General features: G+C 59.3%; 24 protein-coding genes and 4 tRNA genes. 16 read left to right on the top strand and 12 right to left on the bottom strand.

Features of this window, described 5'->3' with window-relative positions; all coding sequences use genetic code 11:
* Positions 1–26 precede the first annotated feature (26 nt).
* The 3 genes from HB680_RS22535 (at position 27) to HB680_RS22525 (ending at position 4,400) form a co-directional block, all read left to right on the top strand.
* Positions 27–1,043 (top strand): class I SAM-dependent methyltransferase, encoded by a 1,017-nt coding sequence (locus HB680_RS22535; RefSeq protein WP_213940693.1) that lies wholly within the window; start codon positions 27–29, stop codon positions 1,041–1,043.
* A gap of 118 nt (positions 1,044–1,161) precedes the next feature.
* Positions 1,162–4,104: a DUF748 domain-containing protein gene (locus HB680_RS22530; RefSeq protein WP_213940692.1), complete on the top strand. Its 2,943-nt coding sequence runs from the start codon at positions 1,162–1,164 to the stop codon at positions 4,102–4,104.
* The gene (locus HB680_RS22525; protein ID WP_213940725.1) at positions 4,104–4,400 is read left to right on the top strand and encodes a DUF2845 domain-containing protein; all 297 of its coding nucleotides are present in this window, start codon (positions 4,104–4,106) and stop codon (positions 4,398–4,400) included. Before HB680_RS22530 ends, HB680_RS22525 begins: the two co-directional genes overlap by 1 nt.
* A gap of 242 nt (positions 4,401–4,642) precedes the next feature.
* Here HB680_RS22525 and HB680_RS22520 read toward each other — a convergent pair whose 3' ends face one another.
* A complete protein-coding gene (locus HB680_RS22520; RefSeq protein WP_213940691.1) occupies positions 4,643–4,990 on the bottom strand; it encodes a BON domain-containing protein in 348 nt (115 codons plus the stop codon).
* A gap of 356 nt (positions 4,991–5,346) precedes the next feature.
* Positions 5,347–5,769, bottom strand: a complete 423-nt coding sequence (locus HB680_RS22515) for a pilin (protein ID WP_213940690.1) — start codon at positions 5,767–5,769, stop codon at positions 5,347–5,349.
* A 225-nt stretch (positions 5,770–5,994) separates the two neighbouring features.
* On the opposite strand from HB680_RS22515, the gene pilB reads away from it, so the two are divergent.
* The 5 genes from pilB to yacG are packed head-to-tail and all read left to right on the top strand — an operon-like array spanning position 5,995 to position 10,606.
* Positions 5,995–7,695 carry a type IV-A pilus assembly ATPase PilB gene (gene pilB / locus HB680_RS22510; protein ID WP_213940689.1) on the top strand — a complete coding sequence of 567 codons (1,701 nt, stop codon included), beginning with the start codon at positions 5,995–5,997 and terminating at the stop codon, positions 7,693–7,695.
* A gap of 2 nt (positions 7,696–7,697) precedes the next feature.
* Complete coding sequence (locus HB680_RS22505; protein WP_213940688.1) at positions 7,698–8,915, top strand: type II secretion system F family protein; 1,218 nt, start codon at positions 7,698–7,700, stop codon at positions 8,913–8,915.
* Position 8,916: 1 nt separating this feature from the next.
* Entirely contained in the window at positions 8,917–9,789 is an 873-nt protein-coding gene (locus tag HB680_RS22500) for an A24 family peptidase (RefSeq protein WP_213940687.1), read from the top strand.
* On the top strand, positions 9,786–10,409 hold the full coding sequence (gene coaE, locus HB680_RS22495) for a dephospho-CoA kinase (RefSeq protein WP_213940686.1): 624 nt from the start codon (positions 9,786–9,788) through the stop codon (positions 10,407–10,409). The genes HB680_RS22500 and coaE overlap by 4 nt, the downstream gene beginning before the upstream one ends.
* Complete coding sequence (gene yacG / locus HB680_RS22490; RefSeq protein WP_123404924.1) at positions 10,406–10,606, top strand: DNA gyrase inhibitor YacG; 201 nt, start codon at positions 10,406–10,408, stop codon at positions 10,604–10,606. Before coaE ends, yacG begins: the two co-directional genes overlap by 4 nt.
* Positions 10,607–10,615: 9 nt before the next feature.
* Here the strand turns inward: yacG and HB680_RS22485 are convergent, their stop codons facing one another.
* Both HB680_RS22485 and HB680_RS22480 read right to left on the bottom strand, forming a co-directional pair.
* A complete protein-coding gene (locus tag HB680_RS22485) occupies positions 10,616–10,831 on the bottom strand; it encodes a hypothetical protein (protein WP_008033212.1) in 216 nt (71 codons plus the stop codon).
* A 63-nt stretch (positions 10,832–10,894) separates the two neighbouring features.
* Complete coding sequence (locus HB680_RS22480) at positions 10,895–11,584, bottom strand: energy-coupling factor ABC transporter permease (protein WP_213940685.1); 690 nt, start codon at positions 11,582–11,584, stop codon at positions 10,895–10,897.
* A 134-nt stretch (positions 11,585–11,718) separates the two neighbouring features.
* Between HB680_RS22480 and HB680_RS22475 the strand changes: the two genes are divergently transcribed.
* The 5 genes from HB680_RS22475 (at position 11,719) to HB680_RS22455 (ending at position 15,169) form a co-directional block, all read left to right on the top strand.
* Complete coding sequence (locus tag HB680_RS22475; protein ID WP_008154887.1) at positions 11,719–12,345, top strand: DUF1780 domain-containing protein; 627 nt, start codon at positions 11,719–11,721, stop codon at positions 12,343–12,345.
* Positions 12,342–12,869, top strand: a complete 528-nt coding sequence (locus tag HB680_RS22470) for an MOSC domain-containing protein (RefSeq protein ID WP_213940684.1) — start codon at positions 12,342–12,344, stop codon at positions 12,867–12,869. Before HB680_RS22475 ends, HB680_RS22470 begins: the two co-directional genes overlap by 4 nt.
* A 54-nt stretch (positions 12,870–12,923) precedes the next feature.
* The gene (locus HB680_RS22465; RefSeq protein ID WP_213940683.1) at positions 12,924–13,097 is read left to right on the top strand and encodes a DUF3094 family protein; all 174 of its coding nucleotides are present in this window, start codon (positions 12,924–12,926) and stop codon (positions 13,095–13,097) included.
* 60 nt (positions 13,098–13,157) lie between these two features.
* Positions 13,158–14,456, top strand: a complete 1,299-nt coding sequence (locus tag HB680_RS22460) for an NAD(P)/FAD-dependent oxidoreductase (protein WP_213940682.1) — start codon at positions 13,158–13,160, stop codon at positions 14,454–14,456.
* A gap of 314 nt (positions 14,457–14,770) precedes the next feature.
* Positions 14,771–15,169: an EF-hand domain-containing protein gene (locus HB680_RS22455; protein WP_213940681.1), complete on the top strand. Its 399-nt coding sequence runs from the start codon at positions 14,771–14,773 to the stop codon at positions 15,167–15,169.
* A 64-nt stretch (positions 15,170–15,233) separates the two neighbouring features.
* Here the strand turns inward: HB680_RS22455 and HB680_RS22450 are convergent, their stop codons facing one another.
* From HB680_RS22450 to rluD, 8 genes are all read right to left on the bottom strand, one after another.
* Entirely contained in the window at positions 15,234–16,859 is a 1,626-nt protein-coding gene (locus tag HB680_RS22450) for a methyl-accepting chemotaxis protein (protein WP_213940680.1), read from the bottom strand.
* 154 nt (positions 16,860–17,013) lie between these two features.
* A tRNA-Pro gene (locus tag HB680_RS22445) sits at positions 17,014–17,090 on the bottom strand.
* A 96-nt stretch (positions 17,091–17,186) separates the two neighbouring features.
* Positions 17,187–17,262, bottom strand: a tRNA-Lys gene (locus HB680_RS22440).
* A gap of 5 nt (positions 17,263–17,267) precedes the next feature.
* Positions 17,268–17,344, bottom strand: a tRNA-Pro gene (locus HB680_RS22435).
* Between the two features lie 9 nt (positions 17,345–17,353).
* Positions 17,354–17,429, bottom strand: a tRNA-Asn gene (locus HB680_RS22430).
* A 298-nt stretch (positions 17,430–17,727) separates the two neighbouring features.
* Complete coding sequence (gene clpB / locus HB680_RS22425) at positions 17,728–20,292, bottom strand: ATP-dependent chaperone ClpB (protein WP_213940679.1); 2,565 nt, start codon at positions 20,290–20,292, stop codon at positions 17,728–17,730.
* Positions 20,293–20,422: 130 nt separating this feature from the next.
* Positions 20,423–21,148 carry a peptidoglycan editing factor PgeF gene (pgeF, locus tag HB680_RS22420; RefSeq protein WP_213940678.1) on the bottom strand — a complete coding sequence of 242 codons (726 nt, stop codon included), beginning with the start codon at positions 21,146–21,148 and terminating at the stop codon, positions 20,423–20,425.
* The gene (rluD, locus tag HB680_RS22415; RefSeq protein ID WP_007942311.1) at positions 21,145–22,107 is read right to left on the bottom strand and encodes a 23S rRNA pseudouridine(1911/1915/1917) synthase RluD; all 963 of its coding nucleotides are present in this window, start codon (positions 22,105–22,107) and stop codon (positions 21,145–21,147) included. Before rluD ends, pgeF begins: the two co-directional genes overlap by 4 nt.
* A 151-nt stretch (positions 22,108–22,258) precedes the next feature.
* On the opposite strand from rluD, the gene HB680_RS22410 reads away from it, so the two are divergent.
* The 3 genes from HB680_RS22410 to HB680_RS22400 all read left to right on the top strand — a co-directional run bounded on the left by HB680_RS22410 (position 22,259) and on the right by HB680_RS22400 (position 25,219).
* Positions 22,259–23,281 carry an outer membrane protein assembly factor BamD gene (locus tag HB680_RS22410; RefSeq protein ID WP_213940677.1) on the top strand — a complete coding sequence of 341 codons (1,023 nt, stop codon included), beginning with the start codon at positions 22,259–22,261 and terminating at the stop codon, positions 23,279–23,281.
* Between the two features lie 125 nt (positions 23,282–23,406).
* Positions 23,407–23,640 carry a PP0621 family protein gene (locus tag HB680_RS22405; RefSeq protein ID WP_123514560.1) on the top strand — a complete coding sequence of 78 codons (234 nt, stop codon included), beginning with the start codon at positions 23,407–23,409 and terminating at the stop codon, positions 23,638–23,640.
* Positions 23,630–25,219, top strand: a complete 1,590-nt coding sequence (locus tag HB680_RS22400; RefSeq protein ID WP_213940724.1) for an ATP-binding protein — start codon at positions 23,630–23,632, stop codon at positions 25,217–25,219. The genes HB680_RS22405 and HB680_RS22400 overlap by 11 nt, the downstream gene beginning before the upstream one ends.
* Positions 25,220–25,221: the final 2 nt, after the last annotated feature.

Genomic DNA, 25,221 nt, shown 5'->3' with positions numbered 1-25,221 from the left:
TTACCTCCTCCTGCAAGGCGCCCAGCATGTCTTCCTTGAATCAGGCGCTGCGCGCCGCCCTCGATCATCGCCAGGACCTGCTTGCCGAATTGCATCAGCAGGGCACCGATTGCTATCGCCTGTTCCATGGCAGCCAGGAAGGCGCCGGCGGTCTGACCATCGACCGTTACGGCCCGCAACTGCTGGTGCAAAGCTTTCACCAATCCCTTGAACGAGATGCCCTGCTGCAACTCCACGAAACAATCAATCAACATCTGGGCCTCGACCTGCTGCTGGTCTACAACGACCGCTCCCGTGGCAATTCGCGTATCGACCGCGAAGACACTGTCTACCGCGCCGACGAAGCCGCCCTGCAAGACCTGATCGGCCACGAATGGGGCCTCAACTTCCGGGTGCGCGGCCGTCACGCCGGGCAAGACCCACTGCTGTTCCTCGACCTGCGCAACACCCGTGGCTGGATCAAGGATCACAGCCAGAACAAAAGCGTGCTCAACCTGTTCGCCTACACCTGCGGCGTTGGCCTGAGTGCGGCGGCCGGTGGTGCGAGCGAGGTCTGCAACCTCGACTTCGCCGAAGGCAACCTGGCCGTTGGCCGCGAAAACGGCCTGCTCAACCCGCAGTTGCCGAGCATGGAATTCATTCAGTCCGACTATTTCCCGGCGATCCGCCAACTGGCCGGCCTGCCGATCAGCCAGCGCCGTGGGCAGAAACTGCCGAGCTACCAACGTCTGGAACCGCGTCAGTACGATCTGGTACTGCTCGATCCGCCAGCCTGGGCCAAGAGCGCGTTCGGCACGGTCGACCTGCTGCGTGACTATCAGAGCCTGCTCAAGCCCGCGCTGCTGACCACCGCCGACGACGGCGTGCTGATCTGCTGCAACAACCTGGCGAAAGTCAGCATGGACGATTGGCGCGAGCAAGTATTGCGCTGTGCCGAGAAGGCCGGACGGCCGGTGCGTGAGTGGTCGGTGATGACCCCGGGCGCCGATTTTCCATCGATGGATCAGCAGCCGCCGCTGAAGACCCTGATTCTGCAACTCTGACCGATCAGGTAACTGTTCCTACAAAAGAATCTGAACAATCCTGAGCAACGGCGAGACTTCGGAACCGAAATCGCGTGCCATACTCCAAGGCACTCCGACCAGACATATGAAGCCGCACATGCCCAAAGGATTGATTCGCGCTATCGGCGCCCTGTTGACTGCTCTGGCCCTTTACAGCCTGCTGGGATTTCTGATTTTGCCGGGCATTGCCCTGCGGATCGCCAACCAGCAGTTGGCCAACTACGCCACGACACCCGCGCACATCCAGCGGATCGAACTCAACCCCTTCAGCCTTGAAGTCACCTTGTGGGGCCTGATCATCGGTGAGCCGGGCAAGGAACAGGTTGGCTTCGAACGGCTTTATGCCAACCTGCAAATCGACAGTCTCTGGACCAAAGCGCTGCACCTGACCGATATCGAACTGGACAAGCCGAAGACTGAAATCCTCTTCGGCAAGGACGGCAAACTCAATCTGCTGGGCCTGTTCAAAATCCCCGCCAGCGAACCGACCCCGGCCGACCCGAACGCCAAGCCGTTCCCGCTGCGGGTGGAGCGGATCAAACTGGCCGGCGGCTATGTGCATTTCCAGGATGCGCGGCCCAGCGAGCCCATCGAATTTCTTTACGACAAACTCGATTTCGAACTGAAGAACCTCAGCACCCTGCCCGATGACAACGCCGACATGACCCTGGTCGCGGCGGGGCCGGCAGGTGGGCAGATCGACTGGACCGGCAATTTCAGCCTGGTGCCGATTGCCTCCGAAGGTAAATTGAAAGTCACCGATGGCCAGATGAAAGTCTGGTGGCCGTACGTAAGGGACGCGCTGCCGCTGGCCCTGGAAAACGGCGTGCTGAACCTGAGCACCGACTACAAACTCAACCTGGCCAAGGAAACCGAACTGCTGCTGAGCAACGTCGCGGTCAGCGTCGCGCCGTTCGCCCTGAATGCACCGGACGGTCGGCCGCTGGTCAAACTCGAACGCCTGGACGTCAGTGAAACCACCGTCGACCTGGCCAAGCAGCAAGTGGTGGTCGGCAAGATCCGCAGCAACAAACTCGAAACCTGGGCCGCCCTCGAAGCAGACGGGCAACTCGATTGGCAGAAACTGTTCGCCAGCCAACCTTCCAAAGCGGCGGTCAAAGCCAAAGCCGAACCGGCGGCCACTCCGGCAGCAGCCGACTCACCAAAACCTGAACCGACTCCACCAAGCAAACCGTGGCAGGTGTTGCTCAAAGACGTGCAACTGCGCAATTACCAGGTGCACCTGGCCGACCGCAAGGCGCAACCGGCCGTGGCGCTGGAAGTGGGCCCGCTGAACCTGGACCTGCAGAATTTCGACAGCCTCAATGGCTCGCCCTTCAACCTCAAGCTCGACACGGGTATCGGCAAGCAAGGCAAAATCACCGCAGACGGCGAGGTCAATCTGGCGCCGGTCAGCGCCAAGCTGAAAGTGCAGACCAAGGACATCGACCTGCGCGTCGCCCAGTCCTACATCACGCCGTTCATTCGCCTGGAACTGCGCAGCGGCATGCTCGGCAGTGACCTGGCCGTCGATCTGAAAAGCACCGATCCGCTGGCCTTCAGCGTGACCGGCCGGGCCCAGGTCGATCAACTGCACACCCTCGACACCCTGAAAACCCGCGATTTCCTCAAATGGCAGCAACTGGTGCTCGAAGGCCTGAACTATCAGCACGGCGACAGCCTGTCGATCGACAAGGTCAACCTGTTCCAGCCCTATGCGCGTTTCATGATCAACGATGACCGCACCACCAACATCGATGACCTGCTGGTCCCGCAACCGCCCGACGCCGGGGCCAAGACCGCCGCAACCAAACCGGCGGCCGGCAAGGACAAGCCACTGGCGATCCATGTCGGCGGCGTTGCCATCAATGACGGTTCGGCAAACTTCGCCGACTTCAGTCTGACCCCGAACTTTGCCACCGCCGTTCAGGAACTCAACGGTGCTATCGGCACCATCGACAGCCGCCAGGCGAAGCCGGCCACTGTAGACATCAAGGGCAAGGTCGACCGCTATGCGCCGGTGACCATCAAGGGCGCGGTCAACCCGTTCGACCCGATGGCCAGCCTCGACATCGCCACCAGTTTCAAACGTGTCGAGCTGACCACGCTGACGCCCTACTCCGGCAAGTTCGCCGGCTACCGCATCCGCAAGGGCCGACTCAATCTCGACCTGCATTACCTGATCACCAAGGGCCAACTCAAGGCCGAAAACAAAGTGGTGGTCGAGCAATTGCAACTGGGTGAAAAAGTCGACAGCCCGGACGCCACCAGCCTGCCGCTGAAACTGGCGATTGCCTTGCTCAAGGACGTCGATGGCAAGATTTCCATCGAATTGCCGGTGACGGGCGACTTGAACAACCCGCAGTTCAGCATCATGCCGATTGTCTGGCAGACCCTGCGTAACCTGATCGTGAAAGCGGCCGCCGCGCCGTTCAAAATGATTGGCGGTCTGATCAGTGGCGGCGGCTCGGAAGACCTGGGCACCGTGTCGTTTGCAGCGGGTTCGAGTGACCTGAGCAAGGAAGCCGAAGCGTCGCTGGTCAAACTCTCCAGCGCACTCAAGGAACGTCCGGCCCTGCGCCTGGAGATCGAAGGCACCGCCGCGCAAAGCAGCGATGGCCCGCTGATCGCCGAGCAGCGTCTGGAACGGGAATACCAGTACAACTATTACAAAATGCTCCAGCGCCGCGGCGACAAGGTCCCGGCTCAGGCGTCCCTGCTACAAGTGCCGGATGGCGAAAAAGGTCCGCTGCTGGAAGGCATTTACCGCACCCGCCTCAAGACGCAGCCGCCCGCCGAATGGAAGGACTTGGGCAAGGAAGAACGCACCGCGAAAATGCGCGCGGACGTGATCAAGTTCTGGAGCTCCAGCGATGTGCTGTTGCGGCAACTGGGCCAGGAACGGGCCAGCAGCATCAAGGACTTCCTGGTGGACAAGGCGCAGATGGCCGATGACCGTGTGTACTTCATCGACGCCAATCTTGGCGAAGCGCAAAGTGATGGCCGGGTCATTACACCCATGCACCTGGACGCCGAATGATGATCAGACAAACACTGATCGGCCTGACCCTGGCGATGGCTGCCAGTCAGGCCAGCGCAGCCGATACCTTGCGCTGCGGCAGTCAGTTGATCAGCGTGGGCGACCGCTCCAGCGAAGTGCTGCAGAAGTGCGGACAACCCGTGGCCCGGGATGCATTGGGCTACAAGCGCAGCACCAACCGGCGGGAAGAGTTCCAGGTCGAAGAATGGACCTACGGTCCCAACGGCGGGATGTATCAGTACCTGCGGTTCGAGGGTAACCGCTTGGTGCAGATCACCAGCAAGCGCGGCAATTAAGAGCAAAAGATCGCAGCCTTCGGCAGCTCCTACAGGGTGAATGCATTCCTTTGTAGGAGCTGCCGAAGGCTGCGATCTTTTGCTTTTGATCCTTTCACAATAGAACAGGCCCCCGACACGAATGTCGGAGGCCTGTAATGGCCACATCCTTATGGCCTTCGCATGAACTCTCCAGAGGCGGCAGCCGTACAGCTCAGCTCGTCTGCCACGCCTTCTCCCGGTTCAAGCGGAGAAGTCTTGCCTTACTCGGCTTTCAGGCCGTCAGCGGATACCGCTTTGACGCCTTTGATTTTCTTGGTGATCGCAACAGCGGTGGTTTTCTGAGCCTCGGTCACTGCAACAGTGGACGACAGCGATACAACACCTTTGTTGGTTTCTACTTTGATGTCGGTGCCTGGAATGCCTTTTTCGGTAACCAGATCGCTTTTGACTTTGGTAGTGATCCAGGTATCGGAAGTGGTTTCTTTAGCCTTGGTCATTTCACCAGCCGCCAGAGTCATCGGGGCTTGGGTGGTGGTGGTCTGTGCAAATGCTGCACCGGCCATGGTCAGGGTCAGCGCGGCAGCAGTAGCGATAGCGAACTTCTTCATACGAGTAACTCCTGTTTTTCTATAAAGTCTGCTGCGTGTCTTCTCAGCAGGGTTACTGGGTATATTGCGAACGCTGTGCCAACTTTGAGACTGACAATAAATCGTTATAAAACAATAAGTTATGAATTCGTTAAATTTCCGGATTCATGCAAAATGCATGACCGTTGAAATATGTACATGCAAGATGCCGGTTTTCTCGTTGGCCTAAGGCCATGAATTTTGAGGAATTTCACCGCGCATACGGTTTTAGGCATCTTTGTTTTTGAAAATCCGTGGTTTTTGCGCCCTTGCGGGTTTTCACCAGGCAAAAAAATGCCCCGTCTTCGACAGACAGGGCATTCGGACTCAGGAAAAAATTACGTCCCGCTGGCAACGCAACCGGTTGGCGCATACGTCGGGGCAACGGTAGTTGCGCAAGTCCAGCCGGCAGTCGCACTGCGCGAAAGCGTGATGGTCTTGCCCAGTACAGGCGCCGGTGCATTGATCAGCGTACAAACCAGTGTGCCCGTACCGGCGGCTACAGTCCCTGTCAGCGAAAGAGTGCAGTTTTGGGTTGCGGCCACACCGGCATTAACGTTGGCCAATGTCGGATCAGCCGAACCTGCATTAATCACATCTTCATACGGCACTTTGAGCGCCGACACTTCAGCAATACCGGCCGTCACTTTGGCTCGCGCCTGATACTTGGAATATTGCGGCAACGCAAACGTCGCCAGAATCCCGATGATCGCCACCACGATCAACAGTTCGATCAGGGTAAAACCTTTTTGAGTATTCATAGACAGGCTCCATGCATGAGTCGAAATCTCATGATCTGATTAAGCCTCAGCATACTCCGTGCCAGGCCTTCGCAGCCCTGGCTGCGGGGCGCGGAGGGTCAAAAGCGCCCTTTCCTACTCCCTGCAACCGCACTATCTGACACTTTTTGTCACCTCAACCCCACTGGTTTGGTTCCTCGCCTTGACTAGGCTATAAGTCATGAACTGTCTGCGTCCGGTATCCCCATGAATGACATCGCCCTTAGCGGTCTGGCCAAGCAATTGGTGCTGGCCGAACTGCTCACTGACAAAAGCGCGCAACAGGCGTATCAGCAAGCCCAACGCAATCGCATCCCCCTGGTCAGCTACCTGGTACAGAACAAACTGTTGAAGAGCCGCCAAGTGGCGGAGATTGCCTCGGAACATTTCGGCATGGCCCTGCTGGACCTCAACTGCCTGGACAAGGAAACCCAACCCAAGGGCCTGGTCAGCGAGAAACTGGTGCGCCAGCACCACGCCCTGCCCCTCTGGCGACGCGGCAACAAACTGTTCGTGGGGATTTCCGACCCGACCAACCACCAAGCCATCAACGACATCCAGTTCAGCACCGGCCTGAGCACCGAAGCGATTCTGGTGGAGGACGACAAGCTCAGCGACGCCATCGAGAAATTCTTCGACAGCCACGCCACCGGCCTGGAAGAAATGGCCGACATTGACCTCGATGGCGTGGATATCGAATCCGTCGACGACAAAAATCAGGATTCCATTGCCGGCCAGGACGCCGACGACGCCCCCGTGGTGCGCTTCGTCCACAAGATGCTGCTCGATGCGATCAAGAGCGGTTCTTCCGACTTGCACTTCGAGCCCTACGAAAAAACCTATCGGGTACGGATGCGCACCGACGGCATCCTGCGCGAAGTCGCCAAGCCGCCAATTCAACTGTCGGGACGGATCGCGGCGCGGCTCAAGGTCATGGCCAGCCTTGATATTTCGGAACGGCGGCGGCCCCAGGACGGGCGGATCAAAATGCGCCTGTCCAAGACCAAGTCCATCGACTTCCGGGTCAACACCCTGCCGACCCTGTGGGGCGAGAAAGTGGTGATCCGGATTCTCGACCCGTCCAGCGCACAAATGGGCATCGACGCCCTCGGCTACGAGCCCGATCAGAAAGCCCTGTTCATGGCCGCGCTCAAGCAACCACAAGGCATGATCCTGGTCACTGGCCCCACCGGTTCGGGTAAAACCGTGTCGCTGTACACCGGGCTGAATATCCTCAACACCGTGGACATCAACATCTCCACCGCCGAAGACCCGGTGGAAATCAACATGGAAGGCATCAACCAGGTCAACGTCAATCCCAAGCAGGGCCTGGATTTCGCCCAGGCCCTGCGCTCGTTCCTGCGCCAGGACCCGGACGTGATCATGGTCGGCGAGATCCGCGACCTCGAAACCGCAGAAATTGCGATCAAGGCTGCCCAGACCGGGCACCTGGTGCTGTCGACCCTGCACACCAACAGCGCCGCGGAAACCCTGACCCGCCTGCACAACATGGGCATTCCGGGTTTCAACATCGCCACCTCGGTCAGCCTGATCATCGCCCAGCGCCTGGCGCGCAAACTGTGCAGCCAGTGCAAGACGCCGATCGAAATTCCCCGGGAGGCGCTGATCAAGGAAGGTTTCCCCGAGGAACGCATCGGCTCATTCACGATCTATGAGCCCGTCGGCTGCGATCACTGCAACAACGGTTACAAAGGGCGAATCGGGATTTATGAAGTGGTAAAGAACACGCCAGACCTGCAACGGCTGATCATGGCCGAAGGCAACTCCCTGGAAATCGAGATCCAGATGCGCAAGGACGGTTTCAACGATCTGCGTACTTCGGGACTGATCAAGGCCATGCAAGGCATCACCAGCCTTGAAGAAATCAACCGGGTCACCAAGGACTGAACATGGCGGTCAAGGCAGCAAAAATCAGCGTGTACGCCTGGGAAGGCACGGACAAGAAAGGCACGAAGATGACCGGCGAGTTGAGCGGTCAGAACCCGGCGCTGATCAAGGCTCAATTGCGCAAGCAAGGGATCAACCCGGGCAAGGTGCGCAAGAAATCCGCCTCGATTTTCAGTTTCGGCAAACGCATCAAGGCCCAGGACATCTCCCTGTTCACCCGGCAGATGGCAACCATGATGAAGGCCGGCGTGCCACTGCTGCAGTCGTTCGACATCATCGGTGAAGGCTTCGATAATCCGGCCATGCGCAAACTGGTGGACGAGGTGAAACAGGAAGTCGCCGCGGGCAACAGCTTCGCCGCGTCCCTGCGCAAGAAGCCGCAATATTTCGACGAGTTGTACTGCAACCTGGTAGACGCCGGTGAACAGGCCGGCGCCCTGGATACGTTGCTGGATCGGGTGGCCACCTATAAGGAAAAGAGCGAACAGCTCAAGGCCAAGATCAAGAAAGCCATGACGTACCCGCTGGCCGTGGTGTTCGTCGCGATCATCGTCACCGGTATTCTGCTGGTCAAAGTCGTGCCGCAATTCAAAACGGTGTTCGCCGGATTTGGCGCCGAACTGCCGGGCTTTACCCTGATGGTGATCAGCCTGTCGGAGTTCATGCAGGAATGGTGGTGGATGATGCTCGGCGCACTGGGCGCGGCGATCTTCGGTTTTCGTCATGCCATGAAAAAGTCGCAGCCCTTCCGCGACCGGATGGACACCTGGCTGTTGAAGCTGCCGCTGGTGGGCGCGCTGATGTACAAGTCCGCCGTGGCCCGTTATGCCCGCACGTTGTCGACCACATTCGCCGCCGGGGTGCCGCTGGTGGATGCGCTGGAATCGGTGGCCGGCGCCACCGGCAACATCGTGTTCAAACGCGCGGTGCTGCGCATCAAGCAGGACGTGTCGACGGGCATGCAGCTGAATTTCTCCATGCGCACTTCCGGCGTCTTCCCCAACATGGCGATCCAGATGGCGGCCATTGGCGAGGAATCCGGCACCCTGGATGACATGCTCGACAAGGTCGCCAGTTTCTACGAGGACGAAGTGGACAACATGGTCGACAACCTCACCAGCCTGATGGAGCCGTTCATCATGGTGGTGCTGGGTATTGTCGTCGGCGGACTGGTGGTTGCGATGTACCTGCCCATTTTCCAACTCGGCTCAGCGATCTGACATGCCCCTGAATGAATACCTGACCCTCTATCCGCTGGCCTTCGTGATCACGGCACTCGTGCTCGGTCTGCTGGTCGGCAGCTTTCTCAACGTGGTGATCTGGCGTTTGCCGAAGATGCTCGAGCGGGAATGGCGAATGCAGGCCCACGATGTCTTGGGTTTGCCCATCGAAACGCCCCCGCCAACCTACAACCTGATGCTGCCCCATTCCCATTGCCCGCACTGCGCCCACAAGATCCGCGCCTGGGAAAACATCCCCGTGCTCAGTTACCTGTTGTTGCGCGGGCGCTGCTCGAACTGCGCGGCACCGATCAGCAAACGTTATCCGCTGACGGAACTGGCTTGCGGCCTGCTCTCGGCGTTTGTCGCCTGGCATTTCGGTTTTGGCTGGCCTGGCGGCCTGATGCTGGTGCTGAGTTGGGGCTTGTTGGCCATGAGCCTGATCGATGCCGAACATCAACTGTTACCTGATGTGCTGGTGCTGCCGCTGCTGTGGCTGGGATTGATCGTCAACAGCTTCGAGTTGTTCGTGCCGTTGCATGATGCCTTGTGGGGCGCGGTGGCCGGCTACCTGGCGCTGTGGTCGGTGTTCTGGCTGTTCAAGCTGATCACCGGCAAGGACGGCATCGGCCATGGGGATTTCAAGTTGCTGGCGATGCTCGGGGCCTGGGGCGGTTGGCAGATTCTGCCGCTGACGATCCTGTTGTCATCGCTGGTGGGGGCCATTCTCGGGGTGATTTTGCTGCGCCTGCGTAACGCGAAAACCTCGACGCCGATCCCCTTCGGCCCCTATCTGGCAATTGCCGGCTGGATTGCGTTGCTCTGGGGTGGTCAAATAACCGGCTTCTATTGGCAGTTTGTCGGTTTGAAATGAATACCCCTGTGGAAAAACCCTGGATTCTCGGCCTGACCGGCGGCATCGGCAGCGGCAAAAGTGCCGCGGCCCAGCACTTCATCGACCTCGGTGTGCACGTGGTGGACGCCGATCACGCGGCGCGCTGGGTGGTGGAACCGGGTCGCCCGGCGCTGGCCAGGATTGCCGAACACTTCGGCCCCGGCGTGCTGCACGCCGACGGGCAACTGGATCGCGCCGCGTTGCGCAAACTGATCTTCGAAGTCCCGGAGGAACGCCGCTGGCTCGAAGCATTGCTGCATCCGCTGATCGCCGAGGAAATCGTCGAGCATCTGGCCAAGGCACAATCGCCTTACGCGATTCTGGTGTCGCCGCTGTTGATCGAGTCCGGGCAGTACGCCATGACCCAACGGGTGCTGGTGATCGACGCCCCGGAACAATTGCAGATCGAACGCACCCTGCAGCGTGACCAGACCAGCGAACAACAGGTCCAGGCGATCCTCAAGGCCCAGTCCAGCCGCCAGGACCGCGTGAACCATGCCGACGATGTGGTGGTCAACGACCGCGACCTCGCCTGGCTGCACAGCGAGGTCGAACGCCTGCATCATTTTTACTTAACTTTGCGTGGAGGCCAGTCATGAGCCAGACCCCAACCGTCAATTGCCCAACCTGCGGCGCCCCTGTCGAATGGAGCGCCACCAGCACCTTCCGGCCTTTTTGTTCGGACCGTTGCAAACTGATCGACCTGGGTGCCTGGGCGTCGGAAGAACACAAGATTCCGGTGAGCCCGGATGCCGAGGACGACCTGTTCAGCGAAGACTTCGAACCGCGTCACTGACTTCGATCATCAGGGCCGCATAAAACCGTAGTCCTGACCGTCATCGAGGTTCTCGGCGAGAAACTGCAGCTCATCCGCCAGATCCTCGACACTGCGCACGGCCTTGCTCTGTTGCACCACCGCGCTGAGCAAGGCGCGCAAGCTCAACCCCGGATCAAATCCCACTTCCTGCGCTGCATCCAGACTGTGACGCAACTCCTGCCTTGCCCATTCGTAAACACTCATATCGATGCTCCTGAAGGTTTTGCCGAGCATGAGTTGGCGAGCGTCAAACCGGTTTGATGTGGATCAAGACTTGGGATCGTCATCCTTCCACGGCGCCGAAAGGTAGCGAGTGCGGTTGAACGTCTCCAGCCACTCGGGACTGAACACCACCAGTGCGCTGATGATCATGCCGTTGATAAACGCTTCGGGAAAAATCAGCAGCCACAGGTAGCCGACAAAATCTTCCAGCCAGTACGGCATTGCGAAACGCTCGTCGAACCACAGCAATGTCAGCGCCAGCAGCAGGCACAGCAAGGCCGACAGCGCCGCCGCGAAGAAGCCGGAAACGAAGATATACACAAAGGGATTGCGCGGCTGAGCCCGCTCGACCAGGATCGCGCAGCATTCCGTGACCAGCACCGGCAACAGAATAATCAACGCGCCGTTTACCCCGACAGCGGCCAGATCCTGACGTCCGAGCAACACCAGCCCCATTTGCGCCACCAGAGCGCCGACAATCGCCAACGGCCAGTCCAGCAGCAACGTCACCGCCGTCATGCCGATAAAGTGATACGACACGCCAGTATCAAAATCCCGCCGCACCAGCCACAACATGAACAGCGCGAACACCGTGCCAAACAGCAAATGCTGACGGCGCCTGTCGGTGAACAACTCGACCCATGGCGCGCGGCAGATCGCCCAGATCACCACGGGTACGTAAATCAGCCAGCCGACCGCCAGGCTTTCCGGCGACAGCAACTCTGCACCGATCATGACGCCATCCCCTCGAACACCACGGCACACTCCTTGTTGGGTTACGTCTCCATGCCAGCATACACCGGCGCAAAAGTGCCTCCAGTGGATGCAAAGCTATCTGCTTGTCGCATTTGAACGCTAAGCTTGGGCCTATGGATGACTCAGATTATTTACGCCTGCTGACCATCGCGGCCGAGCAAGCCAACGCGTTCCTGTCCAATGCCCGCAAATGGGAGCGTGAGCGTTGGGTCTGCCAGCGCCTGCTGCAAGGCTTGAACATTCCCTATCGCGCCGACGAATTCGCCCCCGCCGGCGAGCCGCCGGACGTGCTGTTTCGCGATGCCAGTTTCGAGGTGTTCTTCGTCCTCGACGAAGGCCGGCGCCTCAACGACGAATGGCGCGACGAACTGCAACGGCGGCGCAGCGCGTTTTCCCTGAGTTCGCTGGTGCGTCGCGAGGCCAAGCCCCGGCGCATTCCAGCCAATGAATTCCTGCTGCGACTGGCACCGACCCTGCGCAAAAAGGCCCACAACTACAAAGAACGCGGCATGGACCTGGGCGAATTGGACATCATCGCTTTTGCCAGCCTCAAGCGCGAAGTGCTGGACCTCAACAGCCATTTCCCGCCACCCACCGAATACCTGCGCCAGGGCTGGCGCTCGTTGTCGCTGGTCGGGCCGACGTTCGCCCGCGTGCTGTTCGCCCACCCGGACGCGCCGGACTTCCTGCGCAGCAACCTTGGGCGCAGCATCGTCTTCGACGTCGGGATCAGCCTGTGAGCCCATTACAGGAACTGATTGCCGAAGTCCCACAAATCGGCCGTGTACGCTGGATCGGCGTGCGCCCGGCGTCGCATGTGCCGATGATTGAACTGGAGGTCGTGGAAGCGCGACTCGAAGCCGGTTTGACGGGTGACAAGGCGCGCCCCAGCGTACGCAATGCCCGACAGGTGACGTTGATTCAGTGGGAACACTTGGCGGTGATCAGTTCGCTGATGGGTCGCCCGGACGATCAACCGGTGCTGCCAAATGACCTGCGGCGCAACATCGTCGTCAGCGGAATCAATTTGTTCAGCCTCAAGGGCCGACGCTTCAAGATCGGCCAGGCAATTTTCGAAACCACTGGCTGGTGCCAACCGTGCGCACGCTTGCAAAACAACCTCGGCCCCGGGACCTTTCAGGCCGTTCGCGGCCATGGCGGAATCACGGCCCGGGTGTTACAAAGTGGAATCATTCGACTGGACGATACGGTGAGCGTCGAGCCTGTTCCCGACAGCGGCTATGCTCCGTTCAACGTTCGTTAAATCAGCCTGTAGCTTCTACACATTCAGCAACGTCTACCCCTGACGAGGCCCAATATGACCAGCCGCCTGAACCCAGACGACCAGAAGCATGTCGAAGAGTACCTGCACTTGTCCCAACACCGAGTCGAGCGCCGGCCTTTCCGGCCGTGGATGCTCCTGGTGCTGGTGCTGACAGTGACCATTGGTTTGGGCCTGTTGAGCCGACTTATCGGTTATCTGACGCTATGAGCCGCTTCGCGCTCGCTCGGGTAATCGCACCGATTTCTTTTAGCCTTGCGAGATATCCCCATGACTCATCGTATTGTCATCGTTGGCGGCGGCGCCGGCGGTCTGGAGTTGGCTACCCGTCTGGGTAAGACTCTGGGCAAGCGTGGCACGGCCAGTGTGATGCTGGTCGACGCGAACCTGACCCACATCTGGAAACCGCTGTTGCACGAAGTGGCGGCCGGGTCGCTGAACTCTTCCGAAGACGAACTCAACTATGTTGCCCAAGCGAAATGGAACCACTTCGAGTTCCAGCTGGGACGTATGAGCGGGCTCGATCGCGCGGCAAAAAAAATCCAGCTGGCCGCGACCTACGACGAAGCCGGCGTGGAATTGGTGCCGGCCCGGGAGCTGGGCTACGACTCGCTGGTGATCGCGGTTGGCAGCACCACCAACGATTTCGGCACCCAAGGCGCGGCGCAGCATTGCCTGTTCCTCGACACTCGCAAACAGGCCGAGCGCTTCCATCAGCAATTGCTCAACCACTACCTGCGCGCCCATGCCGGGCAAACGGACGTGGTGGAGCAGATCAGCGTGGCCATCGTCGGGGCCGGTGCCACAGGCGTCGAATTGGCGGCGGAACTGCACAACGCCGCCCATGAACTGGCGGCTTACGGTCTGGACCGGATCAAACCGGAAAACATGCACATCACCCTGATCGAAGCCGGGCCACGGGTACTGCCAGCGCTGCCGGAACGTATCGGCGGGCCTGTGCATAAAACCCTGGAGAAACTCGGGGTCAACGTGATGACCAATGCTGCGGTCAGCGAAGTCACGGCGCAGAGCCTGATTACCGCCGATGGCAAAGTGATCAATGCCAGCCTGAAAGTCTGGGCCGCCGGGATTCGTGCACCGGGTTTCCTCAAAGACATCGATGGCCTGGAAACCAACCGCATCAATCAGCTGCAAGTACTGCCGACCCTGCAAACCACCCGCGACGAGAACATCTTCGCCTTCGGTGACTGCGCCGCCTGCCCGCAACCGGGTACCGACCGCAACGTACCGCCACGGGCCCAGGCTGCGCATCAGCAGGCATCGTTGCTGGCCAAATCCCTGAAGCTGCGCATCGAAGGCAAGGCGTTGCCGGAATACAAGTACACCGACTACGGCTCGCTGATCTCGCTGTCGCGTTTTTCGGCTGTGGGTAACTTGATGGGCAACCTCACCGGCAGCGTGATGCTGGAAGGCTGGTTGGCGCGGATGTTTTACGTGTCGTTGTACCGGATGCACCAGATGGCGTTGTATGGCGCGTTTCGCACGGCGATGTTGATGCTCGGGAGCAAGATTGGGCGTGGGACTGAGCCTCGCCTGAAGCTGCATTAACACCAATCCCCTGTAGGAGCGGGCTTGCTCGCGAATGCAGTGTATCAGTCGACTTCACTGTTGAATGACACACCATTCGCGAGCAAGCCCGCTCCCACATTTGTTTCTCGTTGTCCTTTCGATCTGTGTCTCACTGTATCCCGCCCCACGATTTCGCCCCTTCGCTTACAAACTCCCCCTTGCGCGACACAGTAGCGATACACCCGCCCCTTTAAATGGCCACACCCGAGCAAGGCACTGCCTGCTTCGGTTAACGCCGCATTCCGCGGCCCCCTTTATCGAGCGGTTGTGTCGTGCAACCCAGGAGATTTCAAATGTCCCGTACCACTAAAAACACTATCGGTCTGCTCGGCGCTGTTTTGGCTGGCGGCATGATGTTGACCGGCTCCGTATTCGCGGCTCAGCCACTGACCCAAGGCTACCTGCTGGCATCGGCCGAGCAAGTGGTGAAAACCCCTGAAGGCAAGTGTGGCGAAGGCAAATGCGGCGATGCGTCGATGGCCAAGACCGACACCGATGGCGACGGCAAAGTCTCCCGTGCCGAATTCCAGGCCGTTGCGCCGAAGTCCAACTTCGACAAGATTGACAAAAACCACGATGGTTTCATCGACGAACAAGAGGCTTTCGACAACGTGAAAGCCAACTTCGAAGCCAACGGCAAGAAAATGCCAAAAGGTCTGTTCGAACACCTGAAAGACCAAGACGGCGCCTAAGCCTCAGAACAAACAAGCCGCGCATTCCTCGACGGGAAGCGCGGCTTTTTTGCGTCTCGCGGATTTACACCCGGAAGCGTTGCACCATGCCTTGCAAGGCATTGGCCAGTTTTGACAGCTCATGGCTGGAGGCACTGGTCTGATCGGCACCGGCGGCAGAACGCACCGACAGATCACGAATGTTCACCAGGTTGCGATCGACTTCCCGCGCCACTTGCGCCTGCACTTCAGCGGCACTGGCGATGACCAGGTTGCGCTCATGAATCTCATGCACCGACGCGGTAATGGTCTGCAACGCCTCACCGGCGCGCTCGGCCAGGACCAATGTGCTGGCAGCCCGGGAAGCGCTGGCGTGCATGGAATCCAGCGCCAGGGTCGAGCCGCTGCGCATGCCCTGGACCATTTGTTCGATTTCCTGGGTCGATTGCTGGGTGCGATGGGCCAGCGCCCGCACTTCGTCGGCCACCACTGCAAACCCGCGACCGCTCTCCCCCGCCCGCGCCGCTTCAATCGCGGCGTTGAGCGCCAACAGGTTGGTTTGCTCAGCGATGGCGCGAATCACATCCAGCACTTTGCCGATGTCCTGGGACTGATTGGCCAAGGACTGCACCAATTCACCGGTGTGCTGTACGTCATTGGCGAGCGCGCTGATGGCGCTGGCGGTTTCGCTGACCCGTTCCTGACCTTGATGCGCCGACTCGCTGGACTGACGCGTCGCGTCGGACGTTGATACCGCGTTGCGTGCGACTTCTTCCACGGCGGTGGTCATCTCGTTGACCGCCGTGGCGGCCTGTTCGATTTCGTTGTTCTGCTGTTGCAGGCCTTGGGTGCTGTCGAGGGTCACCGCGTTCAACTCATCCGCCGCCGTGGCCAGTTGGGTCGCCGAGCCGCTGATACCTTGCAGGGTTTCACGCAAGTTCTGCTGCATGGTCGCCAGCGCCTTGAGCAAACGGCTGACTTCATCGCTGCCGTGGGTCGCGATGGGGTTGGTCAGATCGCCCCGCGCCACGTTTTCCGCAGCATTCACCGCTTCATTCAAGGGGCGCACGATGCTGCGGGTCAGCAACATCGCAAGGCCGACGGTGGCCAGCGCCGCCAGGGCGATAAACAGACTGACGATGGTGCGCGAGGTTTCGTAGTGCGCGGCGGAGTTCTGGCTTTCGGCAGCGACTTGTTTGGCGAACAGGTCCGCCAGGTCAGTGAGCTGTTTGCCGGAGCCATCGACCACGGTCTTCATGTCCACCAGCAGCAGTTTGGTCAGTTCATCGCGACGGCCTTGTTCGGCCAGAGTGAACGATTGGGCGATACCCGAGCGGTACGCGGCGAAGGTGCTTTTGAACTGGTCATACAACTGTTTGCCTTCGGCGGTGTTGACCAGCTTGTCATACGCGGCAATTTTGTCGCTCAGCTCCTTGTCCCGGGTGTCCATCTGGCTGCGGTACTGGGCGATGTTCTTCGGGTCCTGATCCAGGGCCATGCGCAGAGAGATGGTGCGGATGCGCAGCATGATCTCGCGGATCTCATCGCCGCCGCGGATACTCGGCAGCCATTGGGTTTCCACCGCCACCTCGCTGTCTCGAATGCTCGACATCTGCCCCAGTGCGAACACCCCGAGCAACGCCACCAGTACCGCGATCAGGGCAAAACCCAATGCAGCACGGGGGGCAATATTCAGCTGACGAAGCAACATAACGAGCGCCTTTTCTTTTTATGGCTGGAGAGGGACGCGCGGTGTGCGCCCCGTTGGCTCGTTATCGGCAAGTTGTATGATGACTTGAAGCGGGTTTTCACTTTTTCGAAGACAAAAAAAATCCCCGTATCTTTCGATACGAGGATTTTTAATATGGTCGGGGTAAGGGGATTCGAACTCCTGACATCCTGCTCCCAAAGCAGGCGCGCTACCGGACTGCGCTATACCCCGGTAAAAAAAAGGCGACCTTTACAAGTCGCCTTCTTCGATCAGTGCTTTTGGCCTCTGATCTTAAGATCTGATCCCAGCGTTAACTGGTTTCAAAAATGGTGGGTCGTGTGGGATTCGAACCTACGACCAATTGGTTAAAAGCCAACTGCTCTACCAACTGAGCTAACGACCCAAAAATGGTCGGGGTAAGGGGATTCGAACTCCTGACATCCTGCTCCCAAAGCAGGCGCGCTACCGGACTGCGCTATACCCCGGTTTGAAATTGGCTCCGTGACCAGGACTCGAACCTGGGACCCAATGATTAACAGTCATTTGCTCTACCGACTGAGCTATCACGGAACTACATATTTCAATTTACAACGGTGAAGCTTGTTGCATCTCTTCGACCCGTTCGCATCGCTGCGTTCGTGTGTCTGAGGCGCGCTATTCTACAATCTTAAGCACCTCTGTCAACCCCCTAAATTGCATTCAAGTTAATGATTTGCAACTTATTTCAGATTTCTGCTTGGGGAGCAGAAACCCTTCCGGGCGACTTACTGCGGGGCGCACTTTACAAGCCTTTTCCTTTCAGTTCAACAGCCTGGCGAAAAAAAGGCCTCGCAATGCGAGGCCTTCTTTATTTCATTGGCGTTACGACTCAGGAGAAAACGATTTCGTCGTTTTCCACCCGGCCGACAGCGGTCTCTCCCGGCAGGAAACGACCGGACAGAATCAGCTGCGCCAGCGGGTTCTCGATCCAGCGCTGGATCGCTCGTTTGAGCGGCCGTGCGCCATAGACCGGGTCGTAGCCGACGGCGATCAACTTATCCATCGCCTCAGGGCTGAGCTCCAGTTTCAGCTCACGCTCAGTCAGACGCCCGCGCAGACGACCCAACTGAATCTCGGTAATGCCCGCGATCTGATCCCGCGCCAACGGCTCGAAGATCACCACTTCGTCGACCCGGTTGATGAACTCCGGCCGGAAGTGCGTGGAAATCGCATCCATCACCGCCGCACGTTGCGCTTCGCGATCACCGACCAGTTCCTGGATCTGCACCGAGCCAAGGTTGGAAGTCATGACAATCACGGTATTTTTGAAATCCACCGTACGGCCATGGCTGTCCGTCAGTCGGCCATCTTCCAGCACTTGCAGCAAGATGTTGAATACGTCCGGGTGGGCCTTCTCGACCTCGTCCAGGAGGATCACCGAGTAAGGCTTGCGACGCACCGCCTCGGTCAGGTAACCGCCTTCTTCATAGCCTACGTAGCCTGGTGGCGCACCGATCAGTCGAGCCACGGAATGTTTCTCCATGAACTCGGACATGTCGATCCGCACCATCGCCTCTTCGGTATCAAAGAGGAACTCGGCCAGCGCCTTGCACAGCTCGGTTTTACCGACACCGGTCGGGCCGAGGAACATGAACGAACCGCTTGGGCGATTCGGGTCGGACAACCCGGCCCGGGAACGTCGCACCGCGTTGGAAACGGCGATAACCGCTTCGTCCTGACCGATCACACGCTGGTGCAACAGGCTTTCCATCTTCATCAGCTTGTCGCGCTCGCCTTCGAGCATTTTCGACACCGGAATGCCGGTCCACTTCGACACGACTTCCGCGATCTCTTCCTCAGTCACCTTGCTGCGCAGCAACTGGTTTTCGCTCTTGCCGTGCTGATCAACCATTTGCAGGCTGCGCTCCAGGTCCGGAATTACCCCGTATTGCAGCTCGGCCATGCGGTTCAGGTCGCCTTTACGGCGGGCGGCTTCCAGTTCCTGACGGGACTGTTCGATTTTCTGCTGGATCTGCGCCGAACCCTGGACCTCGGCTTTTTCCGAATTCCAGATTTCTTCGAGGTCCGAATACTCGCGCTCAAGGCGGACGATTTCTTCCTGGAGTTTTTCCAGGCGTTTGATCGCCGCTTCGTCGCTTTCTTTCTTCAGCGCCTGGGATTCCACTTTCAGTTGAATCAGACGCCGTTCCAGACGGTCCAGTACTTCCGGCTTGGAGTCGATTTCCATGCGGATGCGGCTGGCGGCTTCGTCGATCAGGTCGATGGCCTTGTCCGGCAACTGACGGTCGGTGATGTAGCGGTGGCTGAGCTTGGCCGCCGCAATGATCGCGCCGTCGGTGATCGCGACCTTGTGGTGAACCTCATACCGCTCTTTGAGGCCACGCAGGATCGCGATGGTGTCTTCTTCGCTCGGTTCTTCCACCAGTACTTTCTGGAAGCGCCGTTCGAGGGCCGCGTCCTTCTCTATATATTGGCGGTACTCGTTGAGCGTGGTTGCGCCGACGCAATGCAGCTCGCCGCGAGCCAATGCCGGTTTGAGCATATTGCCAGCGTCCATTGAGCCTTCGCCTTTACCGGCGCCGACCATGGTGTGCAGTTCGTCGATGAACAGAATGATCTGCCCTTCCTGCTTCGACAGTTCGTTCAGCAGGGATTTCAGGCGTTCTTCGAACTCACCGCGATACTTGGCACCGGCAATCAGCGAGCCCATGTCCAGGGACAACAGGCGTTTGCCTTTGAGGCCGTCCGGCACTTCGCCGTTGATGATGCGCTGGGCCAGGCCTTCGGCGATCGCGGTTTTACCCACGCCAGGCTCACCGATCAGCACCGGGTTGTTTTTGGTACGGCGTTGCAGGACCTGAATGGTCCGGCGAATTTCGTCGTCACGGCCGATCACCGGATCCAGCTTACCTTCTTCGGCACGCTTGGTCAGGTCGACGGTGTACTTATCCAAAGCCTGACGCGACTCTTCGTGGTTGGCGTCGTTGACCGCTTCGCCGCCACGCAGGTTGTTGATCGCGTTTTCCAGGGCTTTCTTGCTCACGCCTTGGCCGAGCAGCAATTTACCGAGTTTGCTGTTCTCGTCCATCGCCGCGAGCAACACCAGTTCACTGGAGATGAACTGATCACCCTTCTGCTGGGCCAGGCGATCCGCCTGATTGAGCAGACGCGCCAAATCCTGCGACATATTGACGTCGCCGGTCGGGTTCTGGATTTTCGGCAGTTGATCGAGCTCTTTGGTCAGCTCTTTGCGCAGGCTGTTGACGTCAAAGCCGACTTGCATCAACAGGGGTTTGATCGAACCACCCTGTTGTTCAAGCATCGCCTGCATCAAGTGCGCCGGTTCAATGCCCGGATGATCAAGGCCGACGGCCAGGGATTGGGCGTCGGATAGAGCTAACTGCAATTTGCTGGTTAAACGGTCTATACGCATGGGTCACCTTCCTTTTGAGCAGGCCGGACCTAAAAACCATCCTGAATGAAGAAACCTGCCAGATACCGCTATAGATGCGGTCGATTCTGGGAGTTTCAAGCGGCAAACAGTTGATGTAGATCAGGCAAGTCTAGCGTTCGAGCCAGACAAGGGAGGCGAACCGACCGGTGCGCGGACTGCGGCGGTAAGAAAAAAAGCGCGGATCAGTCACGGTGCAGAAACCGCCACCATAAACAGCGGTGACCCCACGAGCCGCCAGACGCAAACGCGCCAGCGCATAGATGTCGGCCATGAACTTGCCGGCGTTCTGGCTCGGGACGAAGGCTTTCGCCGCGTCAGGCAGTTGCTGGATGAAAACTTCCCGGACTTCCGGGCCGACTTCAAAGGCTTGCGGGCCAATGGCCGGGCCAAGCCAGACCAGCACGTCTTCCGGCGCTACAGCCAGAGTGTCGAGTGTCGCTTCGAGCACACCCGCCGCCAGCCCGCGCCAACCGGCATGGGCTGCCGCAACGCGAGTACCGGCACGGTCGCAGAACAACGCTGGCAGGCAATCGGCGGTCATCGCCGCGCAGGCGATACCGGGTGTTTGCGTCCAACTGGCGTCGGCGGTGACGACCTGACTGGGGTCTGCATGAGCCACGACAATGCCGTGAACCTGTTGCAGCCAGGCCGGTTGAATAGAGAAATGATCGGTGAGGCGACGGCGATTTTCGGCAACAGCTTCGGGGCTGTCGTCGACGTGATCGCCGAGGTTGAGGCTGTCGAACGGCGCCAGACTGACGCCGCCCGCACGGGTGGTAACGCAGGCTTTCACCCCGGCAGGCGCAGGCCAGTCGGGAATCAGCCAGTCACTCATCCGATGAACGCCTCACGGTCTTGCTTGAGCAGGGTCAGCAACCAGACAAAATCGTCCGGCAGTGGCGATTCCCAGCTCATGCGTTTACCGGTGGTCGGATGATCCAGCTCCAGGAACCGCGCATGCAGGGCCTGACGCGGGAAAGCCTTCAACGATTCGACCATGGTCACACTGGCTGCCGGCGGAATACGGAAACGACCGCCGTAGGCAGGATCTCCGACCAACGGGTAGTTGATGTGGGCCATGTGCACGCGAATCTGGTGCGTACGACCGGTTTCCAGCTTCACCCGCACGTGAGTGTGGGAGCGGAAACGTTCGAGCACGCGGTAGTGGCTGACGGCTTGCTTGCCACCTTCCATCACCGCCATGCGCTGGCGTTGCTGGCCGTGACGACCGATCGGCGCGTTGATCTTGCCGCCGGCGGTGACCACGCCGATCACGATGCACTCGTAGATCCGGCTGACACTACGGCTCTGCAACTGTGTAACCAGCTGCGTCTGCGCTTGAATGGTCTTGGCCACCACCATCAGACCGGTGGTGTCCTTGTCCAGGCGATGCACGATACCGGCGCGGGGCACATTGATGATGTCCGGCACATGGTGCAGCAAGGCGTTGAGCAAGGTGCCATCAGCGTGGCCGGCAGCCGGATGCACCACCAGGCCCGCAGGCTTGTTGATCACCAGGATGTCGTCGTCTTCATAGACGATATCCAGCTCGATGTCCTGAGCGATCCATTCGCCTTGAGCTTCCTGCTCGGCAGTGAGTTCAAGAATGGCACCACCATGAACAATGTCTCGCGGGCGGATAACCGCCCCATCCACAGTCAGGCGGCCGTCTTTGATCCAGGCGGAAAGGCGCGAGCGCGAGTGCTCAGCGAATAATTGTGCGGCGACTTGATCGAGGCGTTGGCCGCCCAATTCGGACGGCACCTCTGCGCGAAGTTCAATTTTATCGGACATGCTCAGACTAGGCGTCGGCACAGCCTTTGGTTTCGGCTGCGCGCTTGTGGTTAAATACGGCGTCTTTTGCCCCGAGGCTATTCAACGGGGCGCTCATCATAACAGGACGGCCCCGCCCAAGACAGCGGCCGTCATAGGGACGCAAGCCGCCATGCAAGTGAAACACCTGCTGCTGATCGCCATCCTCGCATTGACCGCTGCTTGCTCATCGAAGGAAGTCGTAGACGAAAACCTTAGCGAAGTCGAGCTGTACCAGCAGGCTCAGACCGACCTGGACAACAATAGCTACACCGCCGCCACAGCCAAGCTGAAGGCGCTGGAGTCGCGTTATCCGTTCGGGCGTTACGCTGATCAGGCTCAACTCGAGCTCATCTACGCCAACTACAAGAACGCCGAGCCTGAGGCTGCGAAGTCTGCCGCCGAGCGTTTCATTCGTTTGCACCCACAGCATCCGAACGTGGATTACGCGTATTACCTCAAGGGTCTGACCTCTTTCGACCAGGACGTCGGCCTGTTGGCGCGCTTCCTGCCGCTGGACATGACCAAGCGTGACCCGGGCGCTGCCCGCGACTCGTACAACGAGTTCGCCCAGCTGACCAGCCGCTACCCGAACAGCCGCTACTCGCCGGATGCCAAGCAGCGCATGATTTACCTGCGCAACCTGCTGGCCTCCTACGAGATTCACGTTGCCGACTACTACCTGACCCGTCAGGCCTATGTCGCTGCCGCGAACCGTGGTCGTTATGTCGTGGAAAACTTCCAGGAAACCCCTTCGGTCGGTGACGGCCTGGCGGTGATGGTCGAGTCCTACCAGCGCCTGCACCTGGATGAACTGGCCAACACCAGCCTCGAAACCCTGAAGCTCAACTACCCGAACCACCCAAGCCTGGTGGACGGTCAGTTCAAGCCGTCGGTCGACGAAGCGGACAACCGTTCGTGGTTGAGCAAGGCCACCCTGGGTCTGATCGAATCCCGTCCGCCGCTGCCGCCGGGCGAAACCCGCGCCAACCAGGACGTGCAGAAACAGTTCCAGGACGCGAAAGACGCGATTCCGAACGATCTCAAGCCTAAAGATGAAAACGGCGACGTGATCGAGGAAGAGCAACACGAAGCGGAAGGCAACAACAGCGACCGTTCGTGGTTCAGCTACATGACCTTTGGTGTGTTCGACTGATACCCAAGGCTGTGTAAAAAGGGAGACTCTTGAGTCTCCCTTTTTTATTGTCGCGATTTATTACGCTGTGCGCCTGACATGTCCTTGGCTAAACTGCCTGATCATCATTCATAAAGCAGCCCGCCATGGTTCGTTTACTGTTCTGGATCGCCCTGATTGCCGCAGCGGTATGGTTTTGGCGCAAATTCAAGGGATCGGCTTCCGTCTCCCGCCCCAATGCCGAACTGGAAGCGGCACCGATGGTTCGCTGCGCCCATTGCGGCGTGCATCTGCCCCGCGACCGCGCGCTGAGCCTTCAACAACAGTGGTATTGCAGCCAGGCTCACCTTGAGCAAGGCCCGGGCTCCAGTGATCGCTGAGGCTTCCAGCCCCGGCAGCAAACAGGCCCAGCGACTGCTGCGCCTCTATCATCTTTACCGTTTAAGCGTCGGCATCACCCTGGTGCTGTTGATCTCCAGCAACATGGACAACCAGTTGCTGACGTTCGCCAATAACGACCTGCTGCGCAGTGGCAGTTGGTTGTATCTGGTGCTGAACATCTTGCTGGTGGTCTTTCTGGAGAACACCCGGCGCCCGGCGCAATTGTTCAGCCTGACGCTGGTCGACGTACTGCTGCTATGCGGTCTGTTCTACGCCGCTGGCGGTGTGGTCAGTGCCATCGGCAATTTGTTGATTGTGTCAGTGGCCATCGGTAACACCCTGTTGCGCGGGCGGATCGGCTTGTTGATTGCGGCGGTCGCGGCCCTGGGCATTGTCGGTTTGAGCTTCCTGTTGAGCTTCACCCGCCCCACCAGCCCCAGCGACTACCTGCAAGCCGGCACCCTCGGCGCTCTGTGCTTTGCCGCAGCGTTGCTGGTGCAAGGCTTGATTCGGCGCCTGGAAGTCAGCGAACACCTCGCCGAGCAGCGGGCCAGTGAGGTCGTCGGCCTGGAGGCGCTCAATGCCCTGATCCTGCAACGTATGCGCACCGGAATCCTGGTGCTCGACGAGCAACGGCGAGTGCAACTGGCCAATCACAGTGCCCTGTCCCTGCTGGGTCAGCAGCGTCTCGACGGCGAGTTGATCGATGACTACTCACCGACCCTGGTCGAACGCCTGCAACTGTGGCTCAACAACCCGACCTTGCGCCCCCAGAGCCTGAAAATCGCCAGCTCCGGCCTCGAACTACAGCCGAGCTTCATTGCCCTGGACCAGAGCCCGCACCCTCAGACCCTGATCTTTCTCGAAGACCTCGCCCAGATCGCCCAGCAAGCCCAGCAACTGAAGCTCGCCGCCCTGGGTCGCCTGACCGCCGGGATCGCCCACGAGATCCGAAATCCGCTGGGCGCCGTTAGTCATGCCGCGCAGTTGCTGCGCGAATCCGAGGAACTGAACGGCGCGGATCGGCGTCTGACCCAGATTATCCAAGACCACTCTCAGCGAATGAATCGGGTTATCGAAAACGTCCTGCAACTGTCCCGCCGCCAGCAAACCACCCCGCAACGACTCGACCTGAAGCCGTGGCTCGAGCAATACGTCGCCGAAACCCGCGAGGCCACGACCGAACGCCAGCAGATCCACCTGCGTATCGGCATGGGTCACTTCAAAACGCTGATGGACCCGAATCAACTGACGCAAGTTCTCGATAACTTGTTGCGCAATGCCTGGCGTCACAGCGGTTTGACCCATGAAACGGCCGAAGTCTGGCTTGAGTTGTTTGTCGACGCCGACAGTCAGTTGCCCGTCCTCGAAGTGCTGGACAACGGCCCCGGCGTGGCGCCGGACCAGCAGGCGCACTTGTTCGAACCCTTTTTCACCACCAGTAGCCAGGGCACTGGCCTGGGGCTTTATCTGTCCCGTGAGCTGTGCGAAAGCAATCAGGCCCGCCTAGACTTCAAACCACGCCAAGGCGGCGGCTGCTTTCGCATCACCTTTGCACACGGACGGAAACAAAGTTGAAC

Source organism: Pseudomonas sp. dw_612 (assembly GCF_018449725.1).
In the GTDB taxonomy this organism is placed as follows: Bacteria; Pseudomonadota; Gammaproteobacteria; order Pseudomonadales; family Pseudomonadaceae; genus Aquipseudomonas.
The sequence above is the reverse complement of the archived record's forward strand: the minus strand, read 5'-3'. Positions and strand labels throughout refer to the sequence as shown.